The sequence below is a fragment of the Streptomyces sp. NBC_00513 genome (assembly GCF_041431415.1).
Lineage (GTDB): Bacteria > Actinomycetota > Actinomycetes > Streptomycetales > Streptomycetaceae > Streptomyces.
The window spans coordinates 65,589-88,778 of record NZ_CP107847.1; the positions used below are offsets into that span (position 1 = coordinate 65,589).

Sequence of the window (23,190 nt, forward strand, 5' to 3'; positions counted from 1 at the left end):
GCGCCGGCAGCTTGCGCTCCGCCCCGGTCATCACCCTCGACCCGAATGCCCTATTCTCTCCCATCCGGAGGACTGTTCCTGCTCGACCGCCAACGTTCCAGAGTGGCCTCAGTTTCCAATACGAGGCGCTGCTCGCTGCCTGCGTGTCCATCGACTCGATGCTCGATACCCAGCAGGTGGAGCCAGGGCCGGACACCGGATGGACGGCGCCGAGCCAGCGGTTCAGTGACTGGCTGGACGGGCTGGATCAGGATTCTCAGCAGAAGCGCAGGGCCATCGATATCCACCTTCTGAACGATCTACAAAAGGAGCTGGCCGAGGAGGCTGCTGCGGCAGATGTTCCGGAGGAGCTGTTCCGAGAATGGGGCTTCAAGGGGCTGGTCCGAGCAGTCGGCGGGGCTCCGGCTATCGGGCTCTTCCGGGAAGTACTGCACAACCGGCACCTTAACAAGGGCACGACGTGGCGCCCGAACGATCTGACGGACATGGTCTATCTGTCCTGTGCCGCCGGGTACGCGGACTTCGTCGTCTGCGAGAAGCACATGCGCGATCCGCTCCAGCACGGGCTGAAGCGGACAGGACTCCCGACGCGGATCTACCGCCGCCTCGCGGATGCCGTAGAGGCCATCGAAGCTGTGCTGGAGACACCGTCAGTACCGGCCCAGCCCGTCCCGTCTCGTAGCTCTGGATGACGCCCCGTCCCGGCCATCCGCTCATGCACGGACCAGATGCGACCGAGCGCCCACCGGGCCGAGACCGGGTGGGTCGCTTACCGGCAGGCCTGCGAGCTGCATGCCAGGTCGGACTCGAACCGACAACTACTGTAGGCAGTCGCTGGCCGTTCCGGCTGTGGGGTAGGACATCTGGAAGGCGAGGCGTTCATCGGCCTGGTCACCGATGCGAGCGAGCACGCTGTCCAGGTCGAGAAACTCCTCCCAGACCGACCTTCCGCTCGCCTCCGCGAGTCTGGCGATGACGAGATCTTCGAGTTCGGGGACCCGCTTGTTCTTCCAGATCTTGTCGGCCAGGCTGACCAGGAGATCTTCCATCCCGGCCTCATCGGCGGTCCAGGCGGCGTGTGTTCCGGCGAAGCGAGCCATGACGGAATCGATGCCTCGGGTTATAAGCAGCTCACGGCCTGCTTCTTCGTGCTGTGCGCCGGGAGCGGACAACTCGGCGGGGTGCAGCACCTTGCCGATGTCGTGGGTGGCGGCTCCGAAGAGAACGGCCTGCGGGTTGATGCCCAGATCTAGGTCACGTGCAGCGATCCATTCGAGGAGTTGCCCTGCAACGTCGTGAACTGCTCGCAAATGCGCGACCAGGCGTGGTGGAGCGTCAAGGTCGTGAAGCAGTTCGGCTGCTTCGATTGGCAGTGGACGCAGCGGGGGCTGGCCGGTGTCCTGGAGAGCGATCGACAGTATTCGCGAGGTCGTCACCGCGACAGGGTAGCCGTTGCACCCACTACCGGATCCTGACCTTCGCGCACTACAACAAGCGGGCCAGGAACGAAATCCCGGAAGGCCATCCACTCGCCCGGTACGCGGTCACCGGGGCCGGTCTCAAGTTCCGCATCCACCCCCTGGCCGCCGCCCTCGCCCACGACCAGCTCGCCCACCTGGACGCCTACCTTCTCGGCCGCGAGGAGATCGCCGGCTACCTGACACGCGAACTCTGCCGGATACCCGGACTGGAGGTCACCCTGGTACGCGTTGACGGCCACCTACCGGCCCGACCAACTCGGCGGTCTGCGCATCGACCGCTTCCATCAGGCCCTCGCCGCGGAGGGGGCAACCGAGTTCGACCTGCCCGGCTCCACCCGCCCCCTCAACCAGCTCCCGCTCTACCAGCACCCCCCACAGTTGTTCCCCAACTACCCGAACACCCACAACCGCTACCGGCCCGGCGACTTCCCCATCGCCGAGAAGGCGCACACGCACACGATCAAGCTGCCGGTCTGGCACCGTGAACGGGATCTGGAACTGGCCGAGCAGTACGTCAGCGCGGCCAGGAAGGTCAGCGAACACCACAAGGAGCTGCTGTGACCGTGACCTCCGATCTCGCCCTGTCTCTGGCCAAGGAGGCCGAAGCCGAGGGCATCACCAGCCTCGTGGCCGCCGCCGTGGTCACCGACACCGGCCGCGTCCTTTTGCTCCGGCGCAAGGCGGACGACTACATGGGCGGCCTGTGGGAAATCCCCTCGGGGAAGGTCGACCCGGGCGAGACCATCCTGGACGCAGCCAGCCGCGAGACACGAGAGGAGACCGGCCTGACCGTCTCCTCAGTGGACCGCTACCTCGGCCACTTCGACTACGAGAACAGCCGCGGCACCACCACCCGCCAGTTCAACTTCGCCGTCACCGTCACCGAAACCGGCCCGGTCCTCCTCACCGAACACGACCTGCACCGATGGGCCGCCCTCACCGGCGACCTGCCGGGCGTCACCGACGCCGTACGGAAGATCCTGACCAGCGCATAGGCCCAGAACAGCCGACCGGAGCCGCGTGGTGCGCGGCTCCGGTCGGCCCGCCGGCCTGGAGGGTACTCCTCTGAGGCGTTCGAGGTTTCGCGGCTGTCTGGACGTCACCGTCCGTGCCTCGCTGTCAGGAGGCGTCTGACCAAGGCCCGGGCACGCCGGTGAAACCTCACCTTCACCATGTCACGCACGCGAAGAGGTTTGTCGGCCGATGATCCGTTCTTCGTGCACGTCGGAGGGGAGCACTTCACGACCTACACCAGTCGCCGCCAGACCGACGAATCACCCCCGCGTCGGCGGGGAGAACTGGGGCCAGGCCAGGGCAGGGCCGAGCCGATCGCCGACGGACCACCCCCGCGTCGGCGGGGAGAACGACGACCTCCGCCGTACGAACGAGCAGCACGACGGACCACCCCCGCGTCGGCGGGGAGAACAAGCGGTTCGACACCGACCTGCCCTGGCCCGTCGGACCACCCCCGCGTCGGGGAGAACACCGTGGAAACCGCGACACCGCCGCCGTCGTCCGGACCACCCCCGCGTCGGCGGGGAGAACGCGCTGATCACGGCGGCCCTCAGCGTCGACCACGGACCACCCCCGCGTCGGCGGGGAGAACGTGCCCCGGGCCGCGGTCGTCGACGTCGGCGGCGGACCACCCCCGCGTCGGCGGGGAGAACGTGTCGGTCGCGGACGGGAAACGAAGGCTCAGCGGACCACCCCCGCGTCGGCGGGGAGAACGATGACGTGGCAGTCGAGTTGGACGGACAGGTTCGGACCACCCCCGCGTCGGCGGGGAGAACCCGGACACCAGGGCGTGCACCTGGACGACCTCCGGACCACCCCCGCGTCGGCGGGGAGAACTTGCGGCCCTGGGTGTCACGCGCCCGACGGAGCGGACCACCCCCGCGTCGGCGGGGAGAACGAGAACTCGGGCAACGTCATCTCCGACGAGGTCGGACCACCCCCGCGTCGGCGGGGAGAACTGGATGTGGATGACGTCCTCGACGGCGAAGTTCGGACCACCCCCGCGTCGGCGGGGAGAACCACGCCGATGAACGTCACCGAGGGCGGCCTCGCGGACCACCCCCGCGTCGGCGGGGAGAACGCCCACGCAACCCCGCCCGGCCAACCGGTCAACGGACCACCCCCGCGTCGGCGGGGAGAACGGGGAAACACACCAATCCCGACGCCACCAAACGGACCACCCCCGCGTAGGCGGGGAGAACGTCAGGAGTCCGACGCCCTCGACTAGTTGCAACGGACCACCCCCGCGTCGGCGGGGAGAACGTGTGCGCACCATCACCAGGGGCGACCTGGTACGGACCACCCCCGCGTCGGCGGGGAGAACTCCGACCCGGCTCTCAGGGCCCCAAGCTGGTGGAGGACCACCCCCGCGTCGGCGGGGAGAACGCCACCATCCAGATGACGGACTCGCACCTGGACGGACCACCCCCGCGTCGGCGGGGAGAACTTCTTCTCCGTGGCTTCGGCCGGTGCGAACCGCGGACCACCCCCGCGTCGGCGGGGAGAACGTCAGCAGGAACGTGGAGCGCGTCCCCATTTTCGGACCACCCCCGCGTCGGCGGGGAGAACCCACCGCGACTCGACGCCGACGAGCAGGCCGTCGGACCACCCCCGCGTCGGCGGGGAGAACTTCCACCTGATCCGATTTCCGGGCCGTCTCTGCGGACCACCCCCGCGTCGGCGGGGAGAACTCGGCCCGGGTCACGGTCTGCTCGCACAGCTGCGGACCACCCCCGCGTCGGCGGGGAGAACAAATACTCCGGCCGGAACCCCGCGAGTCCCTACGGACCACCCCCGCGTCGGCGGGGAGAACGTGCCCCGGTGCAGCCCCGCGCCCTCAGCGGACGGACCACCCCCGCGTCGGCGGGGAGAACGCCGCCTCAGGATTGAAGCCGAGACCCGCGTACGGACCACCCCCGCGTCGGCGGGGAGAACTGGCCGGCCCACGATGACCAACCTCGGGGAGACGGACCACCCCCGCGTCGGCGGGGAGAACCCGCCCACCAACGAGGACCGCATCCCGACCGGCGGACCACCCCCGCGTCGGCGGGGAGAACGGACCTAGGGAGGCGCCATGGACCGCGACAGCCGGACCACCCCCGCGTCGGCGGGGAGAACGGCAACAGATCCACCTCCGACCCGGCGCAGATCGGACCACCCCCGCGTCGGCGGGGAGAACTCCGACGAGCTTCGTGCAGACGGCCTCGAATACGGACCACCCCCGCGTCGGCGGGGAGAACGGAACACGATCCGGTGCCGGCTGCCGGAGAGCGGACCACCCCCGCGTCGGCGGGGAGAACGCGCCCACCTTCGCCGCGAGCTTCCACGACTTCGGACCACCCCCGCGTCGGCGGGGAGAACCCTTCGCCACCTGCCACTTCTCAGGGCCTTTGCAGTTTCTTTAACATTGTTCGGGCGGCCAGAGTCGTGGTCATGGCCGAAGTGTACGGCGCTGGCGCCGAGTTGACGTTGCGGTGGTTGTCGGTCGTCTGTGGTTGAGTGCTGGTTTCTCTCCGGGTGGAGGAGCGGCGTTGGACGTCCAGGGTTTTGAGCCGGATGAGAGTCTGTGGGCGAAGGCCCGTGGGCTCGACGGTGTTCGGTATCCGCTGGTGCGGCATCTGTTGGATGCGGCGGCGATGGCGATGTTTCTGTGGGATGCGTACCTGGCTGAAGGCCAGCGAGCTGTCATCTCGTCTGGTTTCGGGTGCGTGGATCGGCCGGAGGAGGCGCGTGCGCTGGTCGGCCTTTGTGCCGGTTTGCATGATGTGGGCAAGATCTCCGGTTTTCAGTTCTGTAATCGCTCCGGCGCGGAGGCTTTGAGCGCAAGTCTGCTGGGCGATGTGGGGCTGATGGCGGATGCGCGTGTCCGTCATGACGTGGCTGGGATGCGGGCTGTGGCCGCGGTGCTTGGGGCCTTGGGCTTCGATGAGGGGGCCGATCTCGACGAGGGTGGGCCCATCGCGCGGATCGCCGAGGTGGTTGGTGGGCATCATGGGCGTTTTCATCGATATGAGGCGTTGTTCAGTGGTCCCGCGTATCAGTCTCTTCTGGGGGGTGCGGGGTGGGCGGACCAGCGGTCTGCTCACGCTCGTGTGGTTCATTCGGTACTGGGGAAACCGGCGATGCCGAGCGAATTTGGGGCACCGGCGGCCGTTTTGGTGACCGGGGTGGTGGTTTTGGCTGACTGGCTGGTGAGTCAGGAGAGCTACGTTCGGGAGCGGTGCGGTTTACCGCGATCCAGCTTGGCGGAGCATTTCGCGCGCTCTTGCGCGGATGCTGTGCGGCTGGTGAGGGAGGCGGGATTGCTGCCTGTCGAGTTGACTCGTAAGCCGTTCGCGGAGGCGTATGGCATCAATGGGGTGCCGAATGAGTTGCAGCGTTCGTTGGCCTGTGACTTGCCTGTCGCTCTCAAGCAGTTTTCGCGGAAGGTGGGGAGGGCTGGGATTCTCGTAGTCACGGCCGCTCCGGGGGACGGCAAGAGCGAGGCCGCGCTCGAAGCCGAGCGGGTGTTCTCCTCGCAGTTCGGTACACGGGGGTTCTCGTTCCTGCTGCCGACGATGGCGACGAGTGATCAGATGCACGGGCGAGTCGCGGATGCTCTCGTCCGGCAGGAGGCGGCAGGCTCGGGCTTGGTGTTGGCGCACAGCATGGCTTGGCTGAGCGGTGGGTACGCCGATGAGGGTCTCGCCGAGGGCGACCAGGTGCTCGTGTGTGATGGTGATGAGGAACTGGACGACGAGCGGGCTCGGCGGTCGGCGGCATTGCGGCCGGCACGGTGGTTGCGGGGTGCGAAGCGTGCGTTGCTGGCGCAGTACGCGGTGGGGACGATTGATCAGGCGCTGATGGCTGTGTTGCCGGTGCGGCACAACATGCTGCGCCTGTTGGGATTGTCGGGGAAGACGTTCGTCGTGGACGAGGCTCACGCCTATGACCCGTACATGCAGGTGTTGTTGGGGCGTTTGTTGAATTGGTTGGGCGCTTATGGGGTGCCTGTGGTCCTGTTGTCGGCGACTTTGCCCCAGTCGGTCAGTGATCAGTTGATCAAGCAGTATCTGCAGGGTGCCGGCCATTCGTCGAAGAGTTTGCGGGCACGGTCGTTTCCGGTGCCGTATCCGGGCTGGCTCTATGTCGATGGGGCCGATGGTCAGTGCGTGCAGATCAGCGAGGCGGATCGGGAGGGGCAGGCGCGGCAGCGCCGTATGACTTTGACGGTCCAGGTGGAAGCCGTCGACGGGGGTCGGCCGGAGGGTCCGTCTGGTCGTCTGGCTGCCGTGGGTCGGATTCTGGGTCCCTTGTTGGAGGAGGGAGCGGGGTGTGCGCTGGTGGTGTGCAATACCGTCGGCGAGGCGCAGGACACGTACACCTATTTGTGTGAGCGGTGGGCTGGTGAGCTGGAGGCGGGGACGGTCGAGCTCTTGCACGCGCGTTTCCCGGCGGAGGTTCGTGAGGCGCGGACTCGGCGGGTCACCGAGGGGATGGGGCGGCGGGGGCCGCGCCCGCTGCGACGGGTGATTGTGGCCACGCAGGTGGTCGAACAGTCTCTCGATCTCGATGCGGATGTGGTGATCAGCGACCTTGCCCCGATGGCGTTGTTGCTGCAGCGCGCCGGGCGCTGTTGGCGGCATGAGACCTGGTGGGCCGAGCGTGGGCGGCCGGATGGTGGCGGGCGTCCGGTGTGGGCGTCGCTGAGCGGGCCGCGGCTGGTGGTGCTCGACCCGGTGATCGGGGGCGGGGGAGTGCCACGGCAGTGGGGCGAGATCTACCACGAGGCGGTTCTGCGTGAGACGTCGCAAGCCTTGGTCGGGCTTGGGGCGAAGTCTGTGTCTGTGCCGGACGACGTGCAGGAGTTGGTGGAGCGGGTGCACGGCACTGGTTCCGGACGGTACGACTTTGATGATCCGCAGGCCTCGGCGGCGTGGACGGCGTACGCGGGTAAGGAGGCCGCGCAGCGTGGGGCCGGGGACATGGTGGTGATTCCTCGGGCGCGCTCGGTTGTCGGGCTTGACGAGTTGCACCGTACGCCGGGGACGGAGGATGAATGGCAGACGGCGACGCGGCTGGGAGCCGATTCGGTGCGGTTGTTGTGCGTCTACGTCCACGGTGACGGTCGGGAGTCCCTGGATGTGGCCGGTGAGGTCCCGTTGCCATCGGCGGAGATGAACAGGTCCGTCTCGGTGGCTGACGTGCGGTTGGTGATGAGCCGCACCCTCGCGGTCAACTCGGAGTGGTTTCGCGACGCGGACGGGCCCAGTCTGGAGCCGCCGGCCGGGTGGGTCGAGCATCCGATGCTGGGCGACCTCGTGCTGCTCCGTCAGCAACTTCGTGACGGGCGGCCGGTGCCGGTCGCCGTCGGTAGTCGGCACATCTGGTTGGACGAGGGGCTTGGTCTGCGACGGACGTAGTCCGTCGCAGACCAAGCACGATGTACCCCACGTCGGCGGGGAGTTCTGGTCGGGTTCCCCAGGCGCGCGCATCGGGCCTTCTACGGAACACCCCCACGTCGGCGGGGAGACCATTCTTCCGGTGCTGCCGTTTCGAGGCTTGAGTACGCGAGAGGTGAGGTCGGGGCGTACGACGTTTTCACACGTCGGGTCATGTTGAAACGCATCGGGCCTTCTACTTCACTCCATCGCGTTGTCGCGGCTGGTGGATTCGGCACATCGGCGGACAAGCGGCGGTTCGTCTTGCTCTACTGGGCGCGCGCGGCGGGCACGGGGGGCGTTGTCAGTGCTCCCTGCTTCACTGTGCGCGCAGTAGTTGCGCATGTACGTGTAGCTACCTCTGGGGAGAGCTCTGTGCTCATTCGGGTGGCGGAGATGGCGGTGAACATGGCTGTTGGGTTCGACCTGCGGGACGAGCCGTGGATCCCGGTGCGGTTAGCCGGGGGTGCCTCGACGAGGGTGGGTCTGCGTGATCTGTTCCGTCGGGCGCACGAGATTGAGGATCTGGAGCTTCCGGTGCCTCCTGCGGCGTCGGGGCTGCTGCGGCTGCTGGCCGCGATGACCGCTCGGATCGTTCATGGGGATGTCGCCCTGGACGATGAGGATCTGGCCGATGAGCCTCCTCAGTGGATTCGTGCACGCAACGGTGTTCTGCGGCGGGGGGCCTTCGACGCGGACGCGGTGGACGAATACCTGGATGACAGGGTTCCCGAGGGCTGTTTCGACCTCTTCCATCCTGAGCGGCCCTTCCTGCAGGATCCCCGGCTGCGGATGGAGTGTGTCGACGGTAAGGGCATGCCGAACCCGTCGGGGGTCAACAAGCTGGTGCTGGGGCGTCCGACCGGTGTCAACGGGGCCGTTCTGTTCGGGCATTTCACCGACACCGCCCCGCTCCCCGTGCCGGCTGCCGAGGCGGCCTGGCACCTGATGGCGCAGTTGTACTACGGGCCTTCCGGTCAGTGCACTCCGCGCAAGATCACGACGGTCAAGGCCGGCAACGGCGACGCGGGGCCCCTGAGGAAGGCCCTGTCCTACCATCCATGGGGGGAGACCCTCTTCACGAGCCTGGTCCTGTCGGTGCCGCAGCCCACGGTGGGGGAGCCGGACCCGAACGACGTGTGCGTATGGGAGGCCCCGTCGTTGCCGGATCCGTTGGGGGCTCCCCCTCCGCCGACCTGGCCAGGCCGGTTGTTGACCGGTCGTGCCCGTCACGCGGCGCTGCTCGTGCCGTCTCCTGACGGCCGAGCCGTGGTGGACGCCTACCTGACCTGGTCGACGCATCAGCCTGCCGTCCCTGCCCGGGACCCCTACGTCATTCTCGACAAACCGAAGACCGGCGGCGATCCGTACGCGCGGCCCGCGGACGGCAGCCGGGCCTTGTGGCGGGACCTGGATGCTCTTCTCCTCAAGGGACGCGAACAGACTCAGCGGCCGGCGGTGTTCGAGAATCTGCCGTCGTCACTGCGTGCCGGTCTGCGTGTTCGTGCGTACGGTTTCGATCAGGACGGCCAGCAGAAAGACAGTTCCTGGTTCGAGGCGACGACTCCGCCTGTCCTGGGCTGGCAGGAAGACGGGCCCAGCCCTGCCATGGCACTGCGGGTCGCTCAGAGCCGGGAGTTCGCCGAGCAGGCCGGTGACCGGCTGCACTATGCCGCCCGACTGGCCTGGAGGGTCGCAACCGATACCGGGCTGGACCCGGCGGCCAAGGTGAGGCTCGATCCGAAGAAGCCCGGCCCCTGGGCGCAGCCGGCGATGGCTTATTACTGGCCGGCTGCCGAGCGGGTTTTCTGGTCCCTTCTGGATCCCGCCGGGCTCGGTGATTCGGTGCGGATCTCTTTCGTGGATGTGGCGCTCGGTGCTCTGGACGCGGCGATCGGCGCGCGCAGCGCGGATGTGCGTGTGGCTCGGGCCCGGGTGAGGGCGCGCGGGGTGTTGCGTTCGCTGCTGCGCCAGAGCGGCATTCCGCAGCAGGTTTCAGCGATTTCAGGCGGGAAGTGAGTGATGACGACCATCCCTGTGCAGGCAACTTCGCCCGTCCCTGATCGGGTCGCCGGGCGCGAGTCGCAGATGTCGAGGTTCGTCGTGGAGGTGATCGGCTTGTGCGCGCAGGACAAACGGGCGCAGGCGGATCTGCGTAGTGGGCTCGGTTTGCCCTATGAGCGCTGTCATCGTCTGCACCGTCATCTGGTGCGCCTGGTACCTCAGGGTGTACGGCATCCGGCGGCCCGGCGTCCCTACTACGCGGTGGCCGCGTTGATCGCGGCCCGGTCGCGTTCGGCCCGTGAGGAGGAAGCCGCCCGGGCCGAGGACTTGGCCGTTCAGAGGAAACTGGCGCGGGCCGCGGAGTCCGCCGTCGAGGGTTCGGTGGCATCCGAGGCGGTGCCGGACCTCGCGAAGGGCGTGGACGCGGACCGTGCGTGGGGGGAGCGGGTCAGCCTGGGGGCGTCGCTGGCCGAGGCCGTCAACAAAGGGCTGATGAAGCCGGACTCGGCGGAGTCGGAGCTGCACTACATGGCGCGCGTGGGCAGCGACTCGCTGCACATGCGGCTCCCGGCGTTGATGCGGCAGCTCAACGGCCGGGGAGTGGCTTTGGACTGGGCGGTGCTTCTCGAAGATCTGTCCTGGTGGGATCGGCACCAGGACCGGGTCGCGACGCGATGGCTGGAGGACTTTTTTCGCGTCCGCATGGCCGAGCAGTCGGCCGATTCTGCCGCATCCGGTCTGGACCGAGGCGAAAGCGTCGCGGACCGCGACGACGATCACAACGATGTCACCCCTGAGGAGAACGAGTGAACTCCCTGTTCATGGACCTGAATGCCATCCAGTCGGTTCCCGCGGCCAATCTGAACCGGGACGATCTCGGTTCGCCGAAGACCGTCCGCTACGGCAACGCGAACCGGGTCAGGGTCTCCAGCCAGTCGTGGAAGCGCGTGATCCGTCAGGGAGTGGAAGACGACCTCGGCGAGAAGGCCAAGCGGACCCGCATGGTCCCCGTCAAGGTGCGCGAACACCTGATCCGGTCGGGCTGGCCCGAGGACCTGGCCGTGTTCGCCGGCGCGCAGGTCGCCGCGAGCGCCGGCAAGAAGGGCCTGGGCACGGAGAAGGCGGGGCACACGTCGGTGCTCCTGTTCCTGCCCGAAGCAGGAATCGAGGAACTCACCGCGGTATGTGTCGAGCATCGGGCCGAACTGGAAGCCGGGCTGGGCAAAGCCAAGCCCGGGGCGTTGTTGCCGGCACAGCGCATCGAGACCATTCTCAAGTCCCGGACCGCTTCCATCAGTCTCCTGGGGCGCATGCTCGCTGAACTTCCCGGTGCCAACGTCGACGGGGCGGCCCAGGTCGCACACGCCTTCACCACGCACGCCGCAGAACCCCAGCGTGACTATTTCACCGCCGTCGACGACTGGCTGGGCGAGTCGGAGACCGGCAGCGGTCACCTCGACACCGCCGAGTTCAGTGCCGGCGTTCTCTACCGCTTCGCGTCCGTCAACGTCTCCGACCTGCTGACCAACCTCGAAGGAGACACCAAGGCCGCCCGCACGGTCCTCGCCAGTTTCGCGGACCACTTCCTCATGTCGCTTCCCCAGGCCAAGAAGAACAGCACAGCCCCCCACACCATCCCCGACCTCGCCTACCTGGCGGTCCGCTCCCAACGTCCGCTCTCTATGGCCGCGGCATTCGAGACTCCCGTGAACGCGGACCGTGCCGGCGGATTCTCCGCACCCTCGCGCGCGGCCCTCGCGCACTACGCCGGGCAGGTGCACCGCCTCACCGGAAACCGCCACCGCGCCTTCCACGGACACGCGACAACCAACACCGAGCCGTACGAGCAACTCGGCTCCGTCCACGACTCCTTCGCGGAACTGATCGACGCCGCCATCGAAGCGGCACTGCCCGAGACGACCCCCGGCGACCTGGACGGCAGTCAGTGACCGGTCTGCTGCTGCGACTGGCCGGCCCCCTGCAGTCCTGGGGCGAACGGTCGGCGTTCACCGCCGTCCGCGACACCGCCGGATTCCCCACACGCTCCGGCCTCATCGGAATCTTCGCCGCGGCCCAGGGCCTTGCCCGCGGAGCCTCCCTCGCACGGTACGAAGCGTTGGAGATCACCGTACGCGTCGACCGGCCAGGGACCCTCCTGATCGACTACCACACCGTGGGGGGAGGACAGCCCGCGCATCTGACCGCCGCGACCAGCGGCGGAAAGAACAAAGGAGCTGCGGTGGTCACCCGCCGTCAATATCTGGCCGACGCGGCCTTCGTCGTCGCGGTCACCGGCCCCGGCGACCAGATCACGGAACTCGCCGCAGCGTTGACGCATCCCCATTGGGCGCCCTACCTCGGCCGACGTTCCTGTCCCCCCGACGAGCCGTTCCTGTTGCGATCCGACGTCGAGGACCCGGTCGCCGAGCTCCTCACCACCGTCCCCCTGACCAGCCCCCACACCGACGACCGCCGCACCAGAGCACCCATCGCACGACCAGACACGAGCGTGGACTTCCTGTGGGAACGGCCACCATCCGGGCAGTCGACGACCGCGACCCCCCTGACCGTCCAAGACAGGCCCGTCACGTTCGCCCAGCACGGCCGAAGCCACGGCAAACGCCACCTGTACCGGACCACGGAGCAGCTGCCCGCCGGCCTGTTGCCCAGGGGCGACCGCGCCCTGCACGACCGCCTGATCGACTACGCCGCCGCGGACGCCGAGCGCCCGCAGAGCACGGAGTACACCGCATGACGCCAACCGCCAAGCTCGCCCGAATCCGCCTGAACCCACAAAGCCGCGCCGTCGCACGCGACCTGCGCGACGCGACGCAGATGCACCGCACCCTGATGCGGCTGGTCCCCGACGACCTCGGCGACAGCCCGCGCTCGCGCAGTGGCCTCCTCTTCCGTGTCGAGAGCACACCGGAAGCCACCACCGTCTTCCTCCAGGCGACAGCAGACCTGGACGAGCGGGCCCTACCCCCCGCCTACGGCCACGTGCAGATCAAAGATCTCTCCCCGATGTTCGCCGCGCTGCGCCCCGAACTCCCTGTTCGCTACCGGATCACCCTCAACCCCTGCCGACGCGAACGTCTTCCCCTGACGCAAAAGAACCAACGCGGCAAGATCATTCCCCTCACGGGAGCCGACGCCGACCAGTGGTGGGCACGGCGAGCCGAAAACGCCGGGCTCCGGCTCACCACCTTGCTGCCCACCCCGGCAGCACCCGCCCGCCGACACGACAACGAAGCCCCCCTCCGCCACAGCCTCATCCGCTACGACGGCACCGCCACCGTCACCGATCCACACGCCCTCACCAACGCCCTCCTCAGCGGCATCGGAAAAGGAAAACCCTATGGCGCGGGACTGCTGACCCTGGCACCCGCAACCGCATGAATAACCAGGAGCCTCGGGGCGGTCAGGCACGACGCCGCCTGGCCGCCCCCACACTCGCCATGCTTCCGCGCATCGCCGACTCGCTCAGCTTCCTCTACCTCGACATGGTCCGCGTCGTGCAGGACGACACCGGCGTCTGCGCGCAGATCCGGGCCAATGAGCAGCGCACCGACACCGTCTACATCCCCACAGCCGCTCTGTCCTGCCTGCTCCTCGGGCCAGGCGTCTCCATCACCACACGGGCCATGAGCACCCTCGCCCGGCACGGCACCAGCGTCGTCGTCACAGGATCCGGCGGAGTACGCGCGTACGCCGCCGTCCTACCCGACTCCCTCACCACCACCTGGCTCGAGCACCAGGTCCACGCCTACGCGGAACCCCAGCGACGACTCGCCGTCGCCCAACGCATGTACCAGATGCGCTTCGGCGTCGAGGTCCCACCGGAAACCACCCTGGACACCCTCCGGGGCATGGAAGGCCAGCGGATGAGGGCCTTCTACCAACTGCTCACCAAGCAACACGGCATCGGACGCTTCCGCCGGAACTACGACCCCAAGCAGTGGCAGGAGCAGGACCCGGTAAACCTGGCCCTGTCCGCCGCCAACACCTGCCTGTATGGCATCGTGCACGCGGCACTTCTCGCCCTGGGTTGCTCACCCGCCCTCGGTTTCGTCCACACGGGCAAACAACACTCATTCGTCTACGACATCGCCGACCTGTACAAAACCGACACGACACTGCCGATCGCGTTCTCCCTCCACGACTCCACCGATCCGGAACGGGACGCACGCCGCAAATTTCGCGACGACCTGCGCCTTCTCAAACTGCTGCCACGCATAGTCCGGGACATCCAGGCACTACTCGCCCCGCAAGCCGACGGACACGATAACGACGAGGAAGATCGCGAGCCGCGCGCCGTGAAGCTGGTACACCTCTGGGATCCCAAAGCGGGCACGCTACCGGCCGGCCGCAACTACGGCAGGGAGGAAAGCTAGCGGTGCCCTCCATGGCAGTCATCGCCACCACCGCTGTGCCCGACCACCTCAGGGGTGCACTCAGCCGTTGGCTGATGGAAGTCGTGCCAGGAATCTTCGTTGGAACGCTCTCCGCACGAGTCCGCGACGAACTATGGACGTCCGTGACTGAGACGGTCGGCGATGGTCAAGCTGTCTTGATCCATCCAGCAACCAACGAACAGGGGTACACACTTCGCACCGCAGGCACACGACGCCGCTTGCCGATGGAGTTCGACGGCCTCACGCTCATCCGGATGACTGGCGTCCCCCAACCGGAAACAGTAATGGATTTGCAAACCCCCTAGAAAGTGCCAGGTCAGAAAGAGTGCTCCCCGCCGACGCGGGGGTGGTCCGCCGTCACAGTGACGGCTAGATCCGCGACGACGGTGCTCCCCGCCGACGCGGGGGTGGTCCGGTGGTCGCCGGGTGAGGTTCCGTCAGGGACCAGTGCTCCCCGCCGACGCGGGGGTGGTCCACGCCCGCCGCAACGGCCACCAGGTGCTCGCGCGTGCTCCCCGCCGACGCGGGGGTGGTCCGAACCTGGAGACGGCGCAGGTCTCCTTCGTCAAGTGCTCCCCGCCGACGCGGGGGTGGTCCGCAGTGACCAGGCCGGCCAGTTCGTCGAACGAGGTGCTCCCCGCCGACGCGGGGGTGGTCCCACCCATGAGGACAAAGCGGACGTTCGGATCCAGTGCTCCCCGCCGACGCGGGGGTGGTCCAGCCGCGACGGCTGGGTCTGACGCTGTACCGTCGTGCTCCCCGCCGACGCGGGGGTGGTCCGACGCATGTGGGTGAGGGCCGGATGATCGAGTCGTGCTCCCCGCCGACGCGGGGGTGGTCCGAAACCTGGGGATCGCACACCCCACCAGACGAAGTGCTCCCCGCCGACGCGGGGGTGGTCCGAAACCTGGGGATCGCACACCCCACCAGACGAAGTGCTCCCCGCCGACGCGGGGGTGGTCCGCTGGGCGCCGCGACCCTGGCAGCCCTGCGGGGAGTGCTCCCCGCCGACGCGGGGGTGGTCCGCAGTACACGGCCCGCTACGTCACCGCCGCCAAGTGCTCCCCGCCGACGCGGGGGTGGTCCGCTTGACAACGGTGATGGACTCGTGCTACGCACGTGCTCCCCGCCGACGCGGGGGTGGTCCGGACGCGCTGAACGAGCGGATCGACGAGCTGAAGTGCTCCCCGCCGACGCGGGGGTGGTCCGTACATCTTCGCGAGGCCGTCGGCCGCGATCTGGTGCTCCCCGCCGACGCGGGGGTGGTCCGCCGGGGTCGGCCTGCGCGACGTCGCTCAACAGGGTGCTCCCCGCCGACGCGGGGGTGGTCCGTCGTCGTTCACGCGCCCACCTCCAGCTCGATGGTGCTCCCCGCCGACGCGGGGGTGGTCCTACTGAGCGGCGTTCAGGATCTCGCGCGCCAGCGTGCTCCCCGCCGACGCGGGGGTGGTCCGGTGGTAACCGTCCTCAAGACGGAAGGACTTGTGTGCTCCCCGCCGACGCGGGGGTGGTCCGGCGGCGAGTCGCAGAACAGACAGCTGGGGGTCGTGCTCCCCGCCGACGCGGGGGTGGTCCGCACACCCCCGCCCAGGCTCCGCCAGGGGAGGAGTGCTCCCCGCCGACGCGGGGGTGGTCCGTCGTCGCCGTACCGGTCGGCTCTCGACTCCTGGTGCTCCCCGCCGACGCGGGGGTGGTCCGATCGGTTGGACTGGTCCGTCTGGCGCGACGATGTGCTCCCCGCCGACGCGGGGGTGGTCCGTGACTGGCCAAACGCCCCGCACCCTCGATCGTGTGCTCCCCGCCGACGCGGGGGTGGTCCGCTCCTGGCGCGGCGAGGTCTGACCCTCAGGCCGCTTGCCTCGGCTCCTGACGCAGGCACCCTGGCGTCGCGACGGAGGCCGCCGCACCGACCAGGGCCCGACCCGATCCGCACCCTCGGGAACGGTCGGGCCCTGCCGGCTCAAGCTGGAGGCAGCCAGCGGTCACATGGCCCCGTGCAGCGCGTCATCGTCTTCGTAGCGGGCCAGAGCCTGCCCGAGGCCGAACCAGGTCGCCGGCCACGTGGCGATGAAGATGCCCCACCGGTCCGCCCGGTCGATGCCCCCCGGCTCCACCTTCATCGACGTCACCCACGAGGCGACGGACAACCCGATGGTCAGACAGGCGATCGTGTTCGCGTGCTCGCTCCGCAGACCCTTGTCGTGCAGCAACTTGACGATCATGGCGCTCCTCGGCTCGACGACTGAGCTCCCACCGTCACCCACCGACCGGCCGCCCGCATCCGGGCGGCCTGCTGGCCCCGGGCCTCCCGCCCTCACCGGCCGCCGGCGTTTCAAAGGGCGCCGCGAGCACGACCGTATGCCCGACCGGGTCGTGCCGGGGGGCTGGCTACCGTTTCGGCCGCCTCGACGGCGGACTTGATGCCCTCCAGCGTTTCCGTGAGCCCGCCGTCTGGTCTGTCAGCCGCTTGCGAGCGTCGGATCAGACAGTGGTCGGTGTGCGTGAGGACAGTACGTGTCAGCTTTGATCGTGGGAATGCTCATCCGTCGCAAGAGATCACGTGTGGTGCGCATGCTCGGCGTGCTGCGCCAGGCGGGGCCCGGGGGGCGGGAGCGCAGGTGTGAAGGCGCCCGGTTGCCCAGCCCGGTGCTGCCGAAATGCTCGTCGATGACGAGGGCGGTGATGACGCCCTGGGCGCAGTCGGAGCAGGTCCGGTAGTGGACTTGGCCGACGGGGAATTCGATCGCGCGGTATGCGCGGCGCAGGCGGCCGATGATGTTGCCTCGGCGGGAGTGCCTGGCGCCGCGTTGCTCGGCTGGCGGTGTCTGGACGGGGGGACTGGGGCCGAACAGAGTGCTCGTGGGGCGCCCATGTCGTCCGTGCATGAGGTCACGCCCCGGACGCAACGGACTCCCCGTCATGTTCGGGACAAGAGAAGGCCGGCCGGGAAGGGCTGTGCCGCGCCGCTTGGAGCAGACGGCGTGACGGCCGGTCCCGTGAAAGGCGGCGGGCAAGGACATCGTCACCCCGGTGGGTCCCGGCGCCTGGCCTCGACCGCGTGCGGAGCATTGTTACACCGGCGTCCACGGAGGTTCGGGGGTGATGTTCACGGCGCCGCAGTTCCAGCACTCCCACTCGTCCGGCAGCCTGTACAACTCACTCCAGAACCCGGTGGGCTTTCCCCACACGGTGCAGTCTGCCTCGCAGTCCCAGCACTCGAACGCGAAATCCACAAGATCCTCCCCCGAGCGTGTGCCCCGGACCGTCTACTCGTCCTCGCCGCCGACCTCGAACCTGATCTGCTTGACCTTCCCGCTCGTGCTCAGCTCCGCGTACACGTACCGATGTCCGAGGGCGCCCACGTCGCGGGCGCTCTCCAAAGCCGCCTCCAGTTCGTCGAGCGTCATGTCCTTGTCAGCACCGCTGAATGAGATGAACGACATGACGGCATTCTCTTGGTTGACCCGCCGTCTCGGAGGCGGAATCAGCGAGTTCCACCCTCGTCGGCCGCCCCACCGGCGGGTCAGTCCGCGGGGTCGCGGGCGCGTCGTCCAGGGAGTCGAGGAACTCGCCGAAGGTGGGCTTGGCTTCGTCGTACTCGAAGGTCATGGCGGCGGCGAGCGCCTCCCACCGACCGGTGCTGTGCCCGCAGTGCTCCAGCAGGATCTTCAGCGCGATTCGGGGGGCAGCGGCGGGCGAGGTCCTCATCGGCGGGGACCGATTCCGCCGACTGCCATCGGTCCAACGACCGTACGGTGCACCCGGGCCCGAGCGGGGCACGATCCACGAAGTCGCCTCACCCCCGTTCGCCGCACCAGGTCGTCGGCTACTGGTTTTACGGTGCGGGGGCTGCAGGAGGATCCTGCGGGGTCGCGGCGGTGTCCCCCGGCCGCGGCGTCCACGGCACGGACTCGATCTCGGCGAGCCACTTGTCGGCCAGGAGCGGATGGGCCGGAGCGGCTCGTACGGGGTCGGTGAAGGAGACGGCGAGGGCAGGGATCTGCCGCCGGGCACTTGACCGCGACCTCAGCGTGCGTGATCACGACGGGGCGTTGCCTACACGGTTCACGCCGGGGCGGGTTCAGGTTGCTGCCCGGCGGGCGGCGTGAGCCGGTGTGGGCGAGGCGTGGGTTTCGTGCGCCCGGCGCGGCCGGGTGCGTCGGGCGGGGCGCCGACCTGGGAACGTCCGAATTATTACGAATACATTCGGCCAGATATATCTACATGGCTGCTCTTGAACGCCAGGCGAACAATTGAAGACGGAACAGGTTTGCGCACTGCCCATATCAGCAGGACGGGGGGCGCGAGGCGTCTTTGAGCGAGAGGCCGAACATTTCGGCTGAGTCGGCTAACGAAAGCCCGTACGTCTTGGGAAAACGCTCAGGATGCGCAGTTTTACGCCGCTTTGAGCAGATTTTCTTTTTAGCACATGGTGTCGCTACGGTCACTCACAGGTGCGTGCGGGGCATCGCCACGCGTCCTCAGAAAACTCGGTTCGGTACCCCGCACGCCTTCATGTACGACTCGAAAGGATGTACCTCTCTTGCCACGTACCCCTCGCCGGCGTCCGGTCAAACTCCCCTCCGGCGATTCGGCACTACCCCAAGGTATTGCGCGTGACGAAAACTTTCGTCACGTGAACCAGTCGGTCAAGGCCGCACTTTTGGTGTTCCTGGCCGTGGTGTTCACCGGATATCTCCTCATCCTCCGGCCGCCCGTCCAGATCACGGTCTCCGTCGGCGCTCCGGCCGCCCTCCTCAGCGTGGCCGCGACGGCCGTCCTCGGCACCCGCCACGTGCGCGGTCGCCGGCGGTAACCCCGGCGTGAGCGGGGGAGAGGAGCACCGTTGCGCTCTCCCCCGTCTCCGGCACCACCCCCCGACGGCCAGATCCGGCCGGTGTGACGAAATCTCGGAATTCCGTGGAACTTCCGCAGCGGCGGCTTGCGCGCACCCGGTCTGAACCCCTTTCGTGACGGACGGAAGCACTCATGAACACCTGCGAGCACTGCAAGATCCAGTTTGTGACGATCGTGCCCAACAGCCGGTACGGACGCCCCGCGAAGTACTGTGGCGGCGCGTGCCGCCAGGCGGCCTACCGCGCACGACAATCCGCCGAAGCACCACCGCCGGCACCCACCACCGAGGCACCCCCCGCGGCCCGGCCCGCCGCACCCGCCCCCGCGGCGCCTGCGGCTCCCACCTACGTACGGGCGACGCACACCGTTGCCACGCCGGGCGGCAGCGCGGACGAGGTCCTCCACGAGGTCATCAAGGACCTCCAGGACGGTACGCGCGAGCTCGCCCGAATCCTGCAGACCTCCGACGCAGAGGAGGCCCTCCACCGGATCTACCGCATGCAGGAACAACTGGAGTGCCTCACCGCCGGCTTCGTCGGCCTGGCCCGACACCGCCGCGTCACCTGGGGACGCATCAGCACCATCCTGCGCATCTCCGAGGACACAGCCCGTCACCGCTACACCGACGACCACATCCTGCGGCGCCTCAACCGCTTCATGCGCGGCCGCGACACCACCCCGGCCTCCCTCACAGACATGTACGCCTCCACCGTCCTCGCGCCCCCGCCCGCCCCGGCCGTGATGGCGGACAAGGTCACGGCCACCGAAGCGGGGCCCGCCGCCACGCCGGAAACCGAGTCCAGCACCACCCCCCGCGACCCGTCCGGCGCCGCCTACAACCGCCTCGCCCCCGTGCTGTCCATGCTGGTGCGCACCTCGAAACAGACCAACAAAGAGGTCAGTGCCCGGATGGGCATCTCCGCCTCCTACCTCTCCCGACTCGTCAGCGGCGAACGCATCCCCACCTGGAGCCTCACCCAGAAGTTCGCCCGCGCCTGCGGCGCCGACCCCGACGTCCTGCGCACGGTATGGGAGAGCGAGAAACTTCGGGAACGGGCCCGCGGCCCCCAGCCTCCCCTCGCGGAGCCGGCCCTGCCCGCCGCCCTGCGGCTGCACCAGGCCGTCCGGACCCTGCACCTCCGCGCCGGCCGCCCCGCCTCCCAGGACATCGCGCTGGCCAGCCACTGGGCGCTCAGCGTGGCCGACGTGGCCTCCGTCACCGAATGCCAGAAGATCCCCTCCTGGCGGGTCCTCAAGGCGTTCGTCCTGCTCCTCGGCGGCGACCGTGAATACTTCAGGAGGCTGTGGACGGAAGCCAACACCGAGATCCACCACGGCCCCACCGGAACCGAACCACAGCCGCCCACGGCACCGGACTCCGCAGCACCCGCTGACGAACCGACCACCGGAATCAGCACTGCCCTCGAAGCCTTCAGCAGCACCCTCAACGAGGACACCACCGTCGAATCGCAGATGGCCCGTCTCCTGGACAAGCGATCCCAGCAAACGCCCACCCGGCGCGCGCCCCGCTTATCCGAACTGGCCGCCCGCCGCCCGGCAGGCCGCAACTGGACCACCATGCGCATCGCACGCCCCGGTCTCTGAAATCCCGCACCCGAGCGCCTCCCGGACCCGAGCAGGCCGGTGGGGCGAGGCGTCATCCCTCCCGCCTCCAGTACAGAGGAAACAACATGATCACCGTCTACCGGGTGGTGCTCGCCACCCCCTCCACCATGGACGCCGACGCCTACAGGGAGCTCTGCTGGGGCGCCGGCCTGGACCTCACGGACACCGGCTACGGGTTGCTGCTCGCCGTCGACGACCGCAGTGGCGACGTGGTCACCGCGGTCGTCGACGACGTCGAGTACGTGCGACTCCTGATGGGCGCCTCCGGCATCGAGGTACCCGCCGACAAGATCACCCGCACGCTGCCCGACTGGCCGGACCTCCACCCCGAAGCAGCCACCGTCTGGCCCTGACGGGAACCAGCTCCCGTCGGCTGGAGCAGGAGGGCCCGGTGAAGCCCGCGCGGGCGATCAGAAGAACGAACAGGCGCAGCTTCTTGCCGAGGATCCGGCCGATCGCCCGGAGAGTGCCGGAGAGGCAGCGGATCTGCCTCGGGGACATCCATCAGCACCACGGGGAGACTCGTCCGGCAAGTCCTGCCCGCCCGCCGCCCTGAGTCTCCAGAGCGGGCGACGCAGGATCGGCCGGATGTACCCCGCGCGAAGGCTCCCCACAGATTCAGACACGCCCCGGGCCCACTTCAGGGCCCGGGGCTTTGGTCTCCAGCCAGGAGGTAGCAGTATGCGCAAGGCCGACATCGGTATCGCCAGCCGACCGGGAGTCAGGCCCACCCGTCCGGGAGATGCCCCCGGATCCGCTGACGCGGCGCACGCCTGGACCGCCGCCGGCGGGGCCGTCGGCGCCGCCGTCATCGACGGCATCGGCCACAGCACTGAACTCCACGCCCTGGTCCCCGTACTCGCCGTCGACGCCGCCCGCCGGACAGCACTACGCCACCCCATGGCCGGGCTGATCGGAGCCGCCGAGCTCCTGCAAAACCCCGGAGCGCCACGCGGCGGTCCCGACGCGGTCGGGATCACCGCCCGCGTCCGGGCCGACGGCACGTGGATCGCGTGGGCCGGTGACTGCCGCGCCTACGGGCTCGACCCCGACACCGGCATCCTCACCCGATACACCACCGACCACACCGTCGCCGCCCACTACGCCCAGCAGGGCATGCCCGCCGACGAGGCCGCCACCTACTCCTCCAAACTCACCGTGCTTCAGCGACCTCTCCATCGCGGCCTGCAACGAAGCCCCGATCCCCAAGCGCCACCTGGTGATCCTCACCAGCGACGGCGTCCACGACCAGATGGACCCCACCGTCCTCGACGGCCTGGTCCACGCACACCACAACGATGCCCAAGCGCTCGCCGAGGCCCTGGTCGCCGCTGCCGAGGACGGCATCGAGGACGGGCAGCCCTACCGCGACGACGCCACCACCATCGTCATCCGCCCACTGCCGGCCCCATCCGACATCGCATGAGCACCCGGTACTCCCCGGCACCGGTCACGCACTGAAGGGCTCCGCCTCAGAGCACGAACAACAGCACCAGCGCCGCCGTTCCGTAGGGCCGGCCGACCCTACGGACGGTTGAACGACCCCCTGGCCAGCACGCAGACCAACAAGATCAAATGGAAGGACGGCCTGACAGGCGCCGACGGGACGCAGAACGGGCAGAATTGCGACGGTATGGATTCACCAACTCTCCCAGCGCCTTCACCTCGCCGTGTTCCCGAGGGCAAGGGTCGCAAGCCGCTCCGGTCCCGTGTCCGGCATGGCAGCCCCTCCTGCGCCGACTACGGCTGCACGCGCCTCGAGTGCATAGCCGCGGCGCGCCGGGATCGTGCCCGGCGGACCAGGGAGTTGAGAGCCGGCCGACCCGCCCGGGTCCCCGCGGCCGATGCCGCTGCCCATGCCTGCCAGTTGCAGGAGACGGGTCTGTCGGCCGCCGACATCGCCGAGATCTCGGGCGTCGCCGTCACTCTCGTGCGACGCCTTCTACGCCCGGCCGGGGAACGGCCGGCCATTGTTCACCGGGTCACCTCGGAAGCCATCCTCGGTATCCCGCTCACCAGTGCGGTCAAGCGGGATCGCCTCCTGCCTGGGCTGGTTGGCGCGGAAAGGGCCGCCACCAGCCTGCAGAATCTGGCCGAACGAGGATGGCCTACAAGCTTCTTGGCCGCCCGGCTGGAAACCACACCGCACACGCTCGCCGCCATCCGCGGCCGGGAACGCCGGCGCCTGGCCCTCGCCCTGGACCGCAAGATCCACCGCTTGGCCGCGCTCCTGCTCGCGAGCGAGCCGGCGGATCACGGCATCGCCGAGCACCGATTCCGCCGCACGAGGACCGCGGCCCTGCGACGGCGAGCCGCACTGGCACAGCCCATGTCCACGGCCCTGCGGAAGGAGCCGGGGCAGGTGCTTTGAAC

Annotated in this window: 19 protein-coding genes, 1 pseudogene and 2 CRISPR repeat arrays; of the genes and pseudogenes, 17 read left to right on the forward strand and 3 right to left on the reverse strand. The window is 68.7% G+C overall.

The genetic code is table 11. From position 1 onward, the window contains the following. The first annotated feature begins 143 nt into the window (after positions 1 to 143). Positions 144 to 692, forward strand: coding sequence for a hypothetical protein (locus OHA84_RS38420; protein WP_266976967.1), 549 nt, complete (start codon positions 144 to 146; stop codon positions 690 to 692). A gap of 126 nt (positions 693 to 818) precedes the next feature. On the opposite strand, the gene OHA84_RS38425 is transcribed toward OHA84_RS38420, so the two are convergent. Next, positions 819 to 1,436 carry an HD domain-containing protein gene (locus OHA84_RS38425; protein WP_266976969.1) on the reverse strand — a complete coding sequence of 206 codons (618 nt, stop codon included), beginning with the start codon at positions 1,434 to 1,436 and terminating at the stop codon, positions 819 to 821. On the opposite strand from OHA84_RS38425, the pseudogene OHA84_RS38430 reads away from it, so the two are divergent. The 11 genes and pseudogenes from OHA84_RS38430 to cas2e all read left to right on the forward strand — a co-directional run. Further along, positions 1,373 to 1,639: pseudogene (locus OHA84_RS38430) on the forward strand (hypothetical protein); the annotation flags it as partial. The gene OHA84_RS38425 and the pseudogene OHA84_RS38430 sit on opposite strands and share 64 nt — an antisense overlap. A gap of 70 nt (positions 1,640 to 1,709) precedes the next feature. Continuing rightward, complete coding sequence (locus tag OHA84_RS38435; protein ID WP_266976973.1) at positions 1,710 to 2,042, forward strand: hypothetical protein; 333 nt, start codon at positions 1,710 to 1,712, stop codon at positions 2,040 to 2,042. Next, positions 2,039 to 2,476: an NUDIX domain-containing protein gene (locus tag OHA84_RS38440; protein WP_266976975.1), complete on the forward strand. Its 438-nt coding sequence runs from the start codon at positions 2,039 to 2,041 to the stop codon at positions 2,474 to 2,476. Before OHA84_RS38435 ends, OHA84_RS38440 begins: the two co-directional genes overlap by 4 nt. Before the next feature lie 275 nt (positions 2,477 to 2,751). Continuing rightward, positions 2,752 to 4,856: direct repeats of the CRISPR family, unit length 29 nt; unit sequence CGGACCACCCCCGCGTCGGCGGGGAGAAC. 170 nt (positions 4,857 to 5,026) lie between these two features. Then, on the forward strand, positions 5,027 to 7,897 hold the full coding sequence (locus OHA84_RS38445) for an HD domain-containing protein (RefSeq protein WP_266976977.1): 2,871 nt from the start codon (positions 5,027 to 5,029) through the stop codon (positions 7,895 to 7,897). Between the two features lie 393 nt (positions 7,898 to 8,290). Next, positions 8,291 to 9,934, forward strand: a complete 1,644-nt coding sequence (gene casA / locus OHA84_RS38450) for a type I-E CRISPR-associated protein Cse1/CasA (RefSeq protein ID WP_266976979.1) — start codon at positions 8,291 to 8,293, stop codon at positions 9,932 to 9,934. A 3-nt stretch (positions 9,935 to 9,937) separates the two neighbouring features. Next, the gene (casB, locus tag OHA84_RS38455) at positions 9,938 to 10,729 is read left to right on the forward strand and encodes a type I-E CRISPR-associated protein Cse2/CasB (protein WP_266976981.1); all 792 of its coding nucleotides are present in this window, start codon (positions 9,938 to 9,940) and stop codon (positions 10,727 to 10,729) included. Next, on the forward strand, positions 10,726 to 11,868 hold the full coding sequence (gene cas7e, locus OHA84_RS38460; RefSeq protein ID WP_266976983.1) for a type I-E CRISPR-associated protein Cas7/Cse4/CasC: 1,143 nt from the start codon (positions 10,726 to 10,728) through the stop codon (positions 11,866 to 11,868). Before casB ends, cas7e begins: the two co-directional genes overlap by 4 nt. After that, entirely contained in the window at positions 11,865 to 12,674 is an 810-nt protein-coding gene (cas5e, locus tag OHA84_RS38465) for a type I-E CRISPR-associated protein Cas5/CasD (protein ID WP_266976985.1), read from the forward strand. Before cas7e ends, cas5e begins: the two co-directional genes overlap by 4 nt. Beyond that, positions 12,671 to 13,318, forward strand: coding sequence for a type I-E CRISPR-associated protein Cas6/Cse3/CasE (gene cas6e / locus OHA84_RS38470; RefSeq protein ID WP_266976987.1), 648 nt, complete (start codon positions 12,671 to 12,673; stop codon positions 13,316 to 13,318). Before cas5e ends, cas6e begins: the two co-directional genes overlap by 4 nt. A gap of 59 nt (positions 13,319 to 13,377) precedes the next feature. Next, a complete protein-coding gene (gene cas1e, locus OHA84_RS38475; protein ID WP_266977060.1) occupies positions 13,378 to 14,313 on the forward strand; it encodes a type I-E CRISPR-associated endonuclease Cas1e in 936 nt (311 codons plus the stop codon). An 11-nt stretch (positions 14,314 to 14,324) separates the two neighbouring features. Further along, positions 14,325 to 14,639 carry a type I-E CRISPR-associated endoribonuclease Cas2e gene (cas2e, locus tag OHA84_RS38480; protein ID WP_371591636.1) on the forward strand — a complete coding sequence of 105 codons (315 nt, stop codon included), beginning with the start codon at positions 14,325 to 14,327 and terminating at the stop codon, positions 14,637 to 14,639. Between the two features lie 20 nt (positions 14,640 to 14,659). After that, positions 14,660 to 16,154: a CRISPR direct-repeat array (repeat unit 28 nt; unit sequence GTGCTCCCCGCCGACGCGGGGGTGGTCC). Between the two features lie 162 nt (positions 16,155 to 16,316). Here cas2e and OHA84_RS38485 read toward each other — a convergent pair. Together OHA84_RS38485 and OHA84_RS38490 are read right to left on the reverse strand one after the other, a co-directional pair. Beyond that, positions 16,317 to 16,556 carry a hypothetical protein gene (locus tag OHA84_RS38485; protein ID WP_266976991.1) on the reverse strand — a complete coding sequence of 80 codons (240 nt, stop codon included), beginning with the start codon at positions 16,554 to 16,556 and terminating at the stop codon, positions 16,317 to 16,319. A gap of 1,044 nt (positions 16,557 to 17,600) precedes the next feature. Then, on the reverse strand, positions 17,601 to 17,777 hold the full coding sequence (locus OHA84_RS38490; RefSeq protein ID WP_266976993.1) for a hypothetical protein: 177 nt from the start codon (positions 17,775 to 17,777) through the stop codon (positions 17,601 to 17,603). 1,193 nt (positions 17,778 to 18,970) lie between these two features. On the opposite strand from OHA84_RS38490, the gene OHA84_RS38495 reads away from it, so the two are divergent. The 5 genes from OHA84_RS38495 (at position 18,971) to OHA84_RS38515 (ending at position 23,188) form a co-directional block, all read left to right on the forward strand. Beyond that, positions 18,971 to 19,150 carry a hypothetical protein gene (locus OHA84_RS38495; RefSeq protein ID WP_266976997.1) on the forward strand — a complete coding sequence of 60 codons (180 nt, stop codon included), beginning with the start codon at positions 18,971 to 18,973 and terminating at the stop codon, positions 19,148 to 19,150. A gap of 173 nt (positions 19,151 to 19,323) precedes the next feature. Further along, complete coding sequence (locus tag OHA84_RS38500) at positions 19,324 to 20,796, forward strand: helix-turn-helix transcriptional regulator (protein ID WP_266976999.1); 1,473 nt, start codon at positions 19,324 to 19,326, stop codon at positions 20,794 to 20,796. Between the two features lie 86 nt (positions 20,797 to 20,882). Then, positions 20,883 to 21,170, forward strand: coding sequence for a hypothetical protein (locus tag OHA84_RS38505; protein ID WP_266977001.1), 288 nt, complete (start codon positions 20,883 to 20,885; stop codon positions 21,168 to 21,170). An 866-nt stretch (positions 21,171 to 22,036) separates the two neighbouring features. Next, positions 22,037 to 22,243 (forward strand): hypothetical protein, encoded by a 207-nt coding sequence (locus tag OHA84_RS38510; protein WP_323182102.1) that lies wholly within the window; start codon positions 22,037 to 22,039, stop codon positions 22,241 to 22,243. A 108-nt stretch (positions 22,244 to 22,351) separates the two neighbouring features. Next, positions 22,352 to 23,188, forward strand: coding sequence for a hypothetical protein (locus OHA84_RS38515; RefSeq protein WP_266977005.1), 837 nt, complete (start codon positions 22,352 to 22,354; stop codon positions 23,186 to 23,188). Positions 23,189 to 23,190: the final 2 nt, after the last annotated feature.

What these genes read in the sequence shown, in the direction of transcription:
- casB (WP_266976981.1), top strand. Translation starts at nt 9,938, where the DNA reads ATGACGACCATCCCTGTGCAGGCAACTTCGCCCGTCCCTGATCGGGTC.
- cas6e (WP_266976987.1), top strand. Translation starts at nt 12,671, where the DNA reads ATGACGCCAACCGCCAAGCTCGCCCGAATCCGCCTGAACCCACAAAGC.
- cas1e (WP_266977060.1), top strand. Translation starts at nt 13,378, where the DNA reads ATGCTTCCGCGCATCGCCGACTCGCTCAGCTTCCTCTACCTCGACATG.
- cas2e (WP_371591636.1), top strand. Translation starts at nt 14,325, where the DNA reads ATGGCAGTCATCGCCACCACCGCTGTGCCCGACCACCTCAGGGGTGCA.
- OHA84_RS38485 (WP_266976991.1), bottom strand. Translation starts at nt 16,556, where the DNA reads ATGATCGTCAAGTTGCTGCACGACAAGGGTCTGCGGAGCGAGCACGCG.
- OHA84_RS38490 (WP_266976993.1), bottom strand. Translation starts at nt 17,777, where the DNA reads ATGTCGTTCATCTCATTCAGCGGTGCTGACAAGGACATGACGCTCGAC.
- OHA84_RS38500 (WP_266976999.1), top strand. Translation starts at nt 19,324, where the DNA reads ATGAACACCTGCGAGCACTGCAAGATCCAGTTTGTGACGATCGTGCCC.
- OHA84_RS38505 (WP_266977001.1), top strand. Translation starts at nt 20,883, where the DNA reads ATGATCACCGTCTACCGGGTGGTGCTCGCCACCCCCTCCACCATGGAC.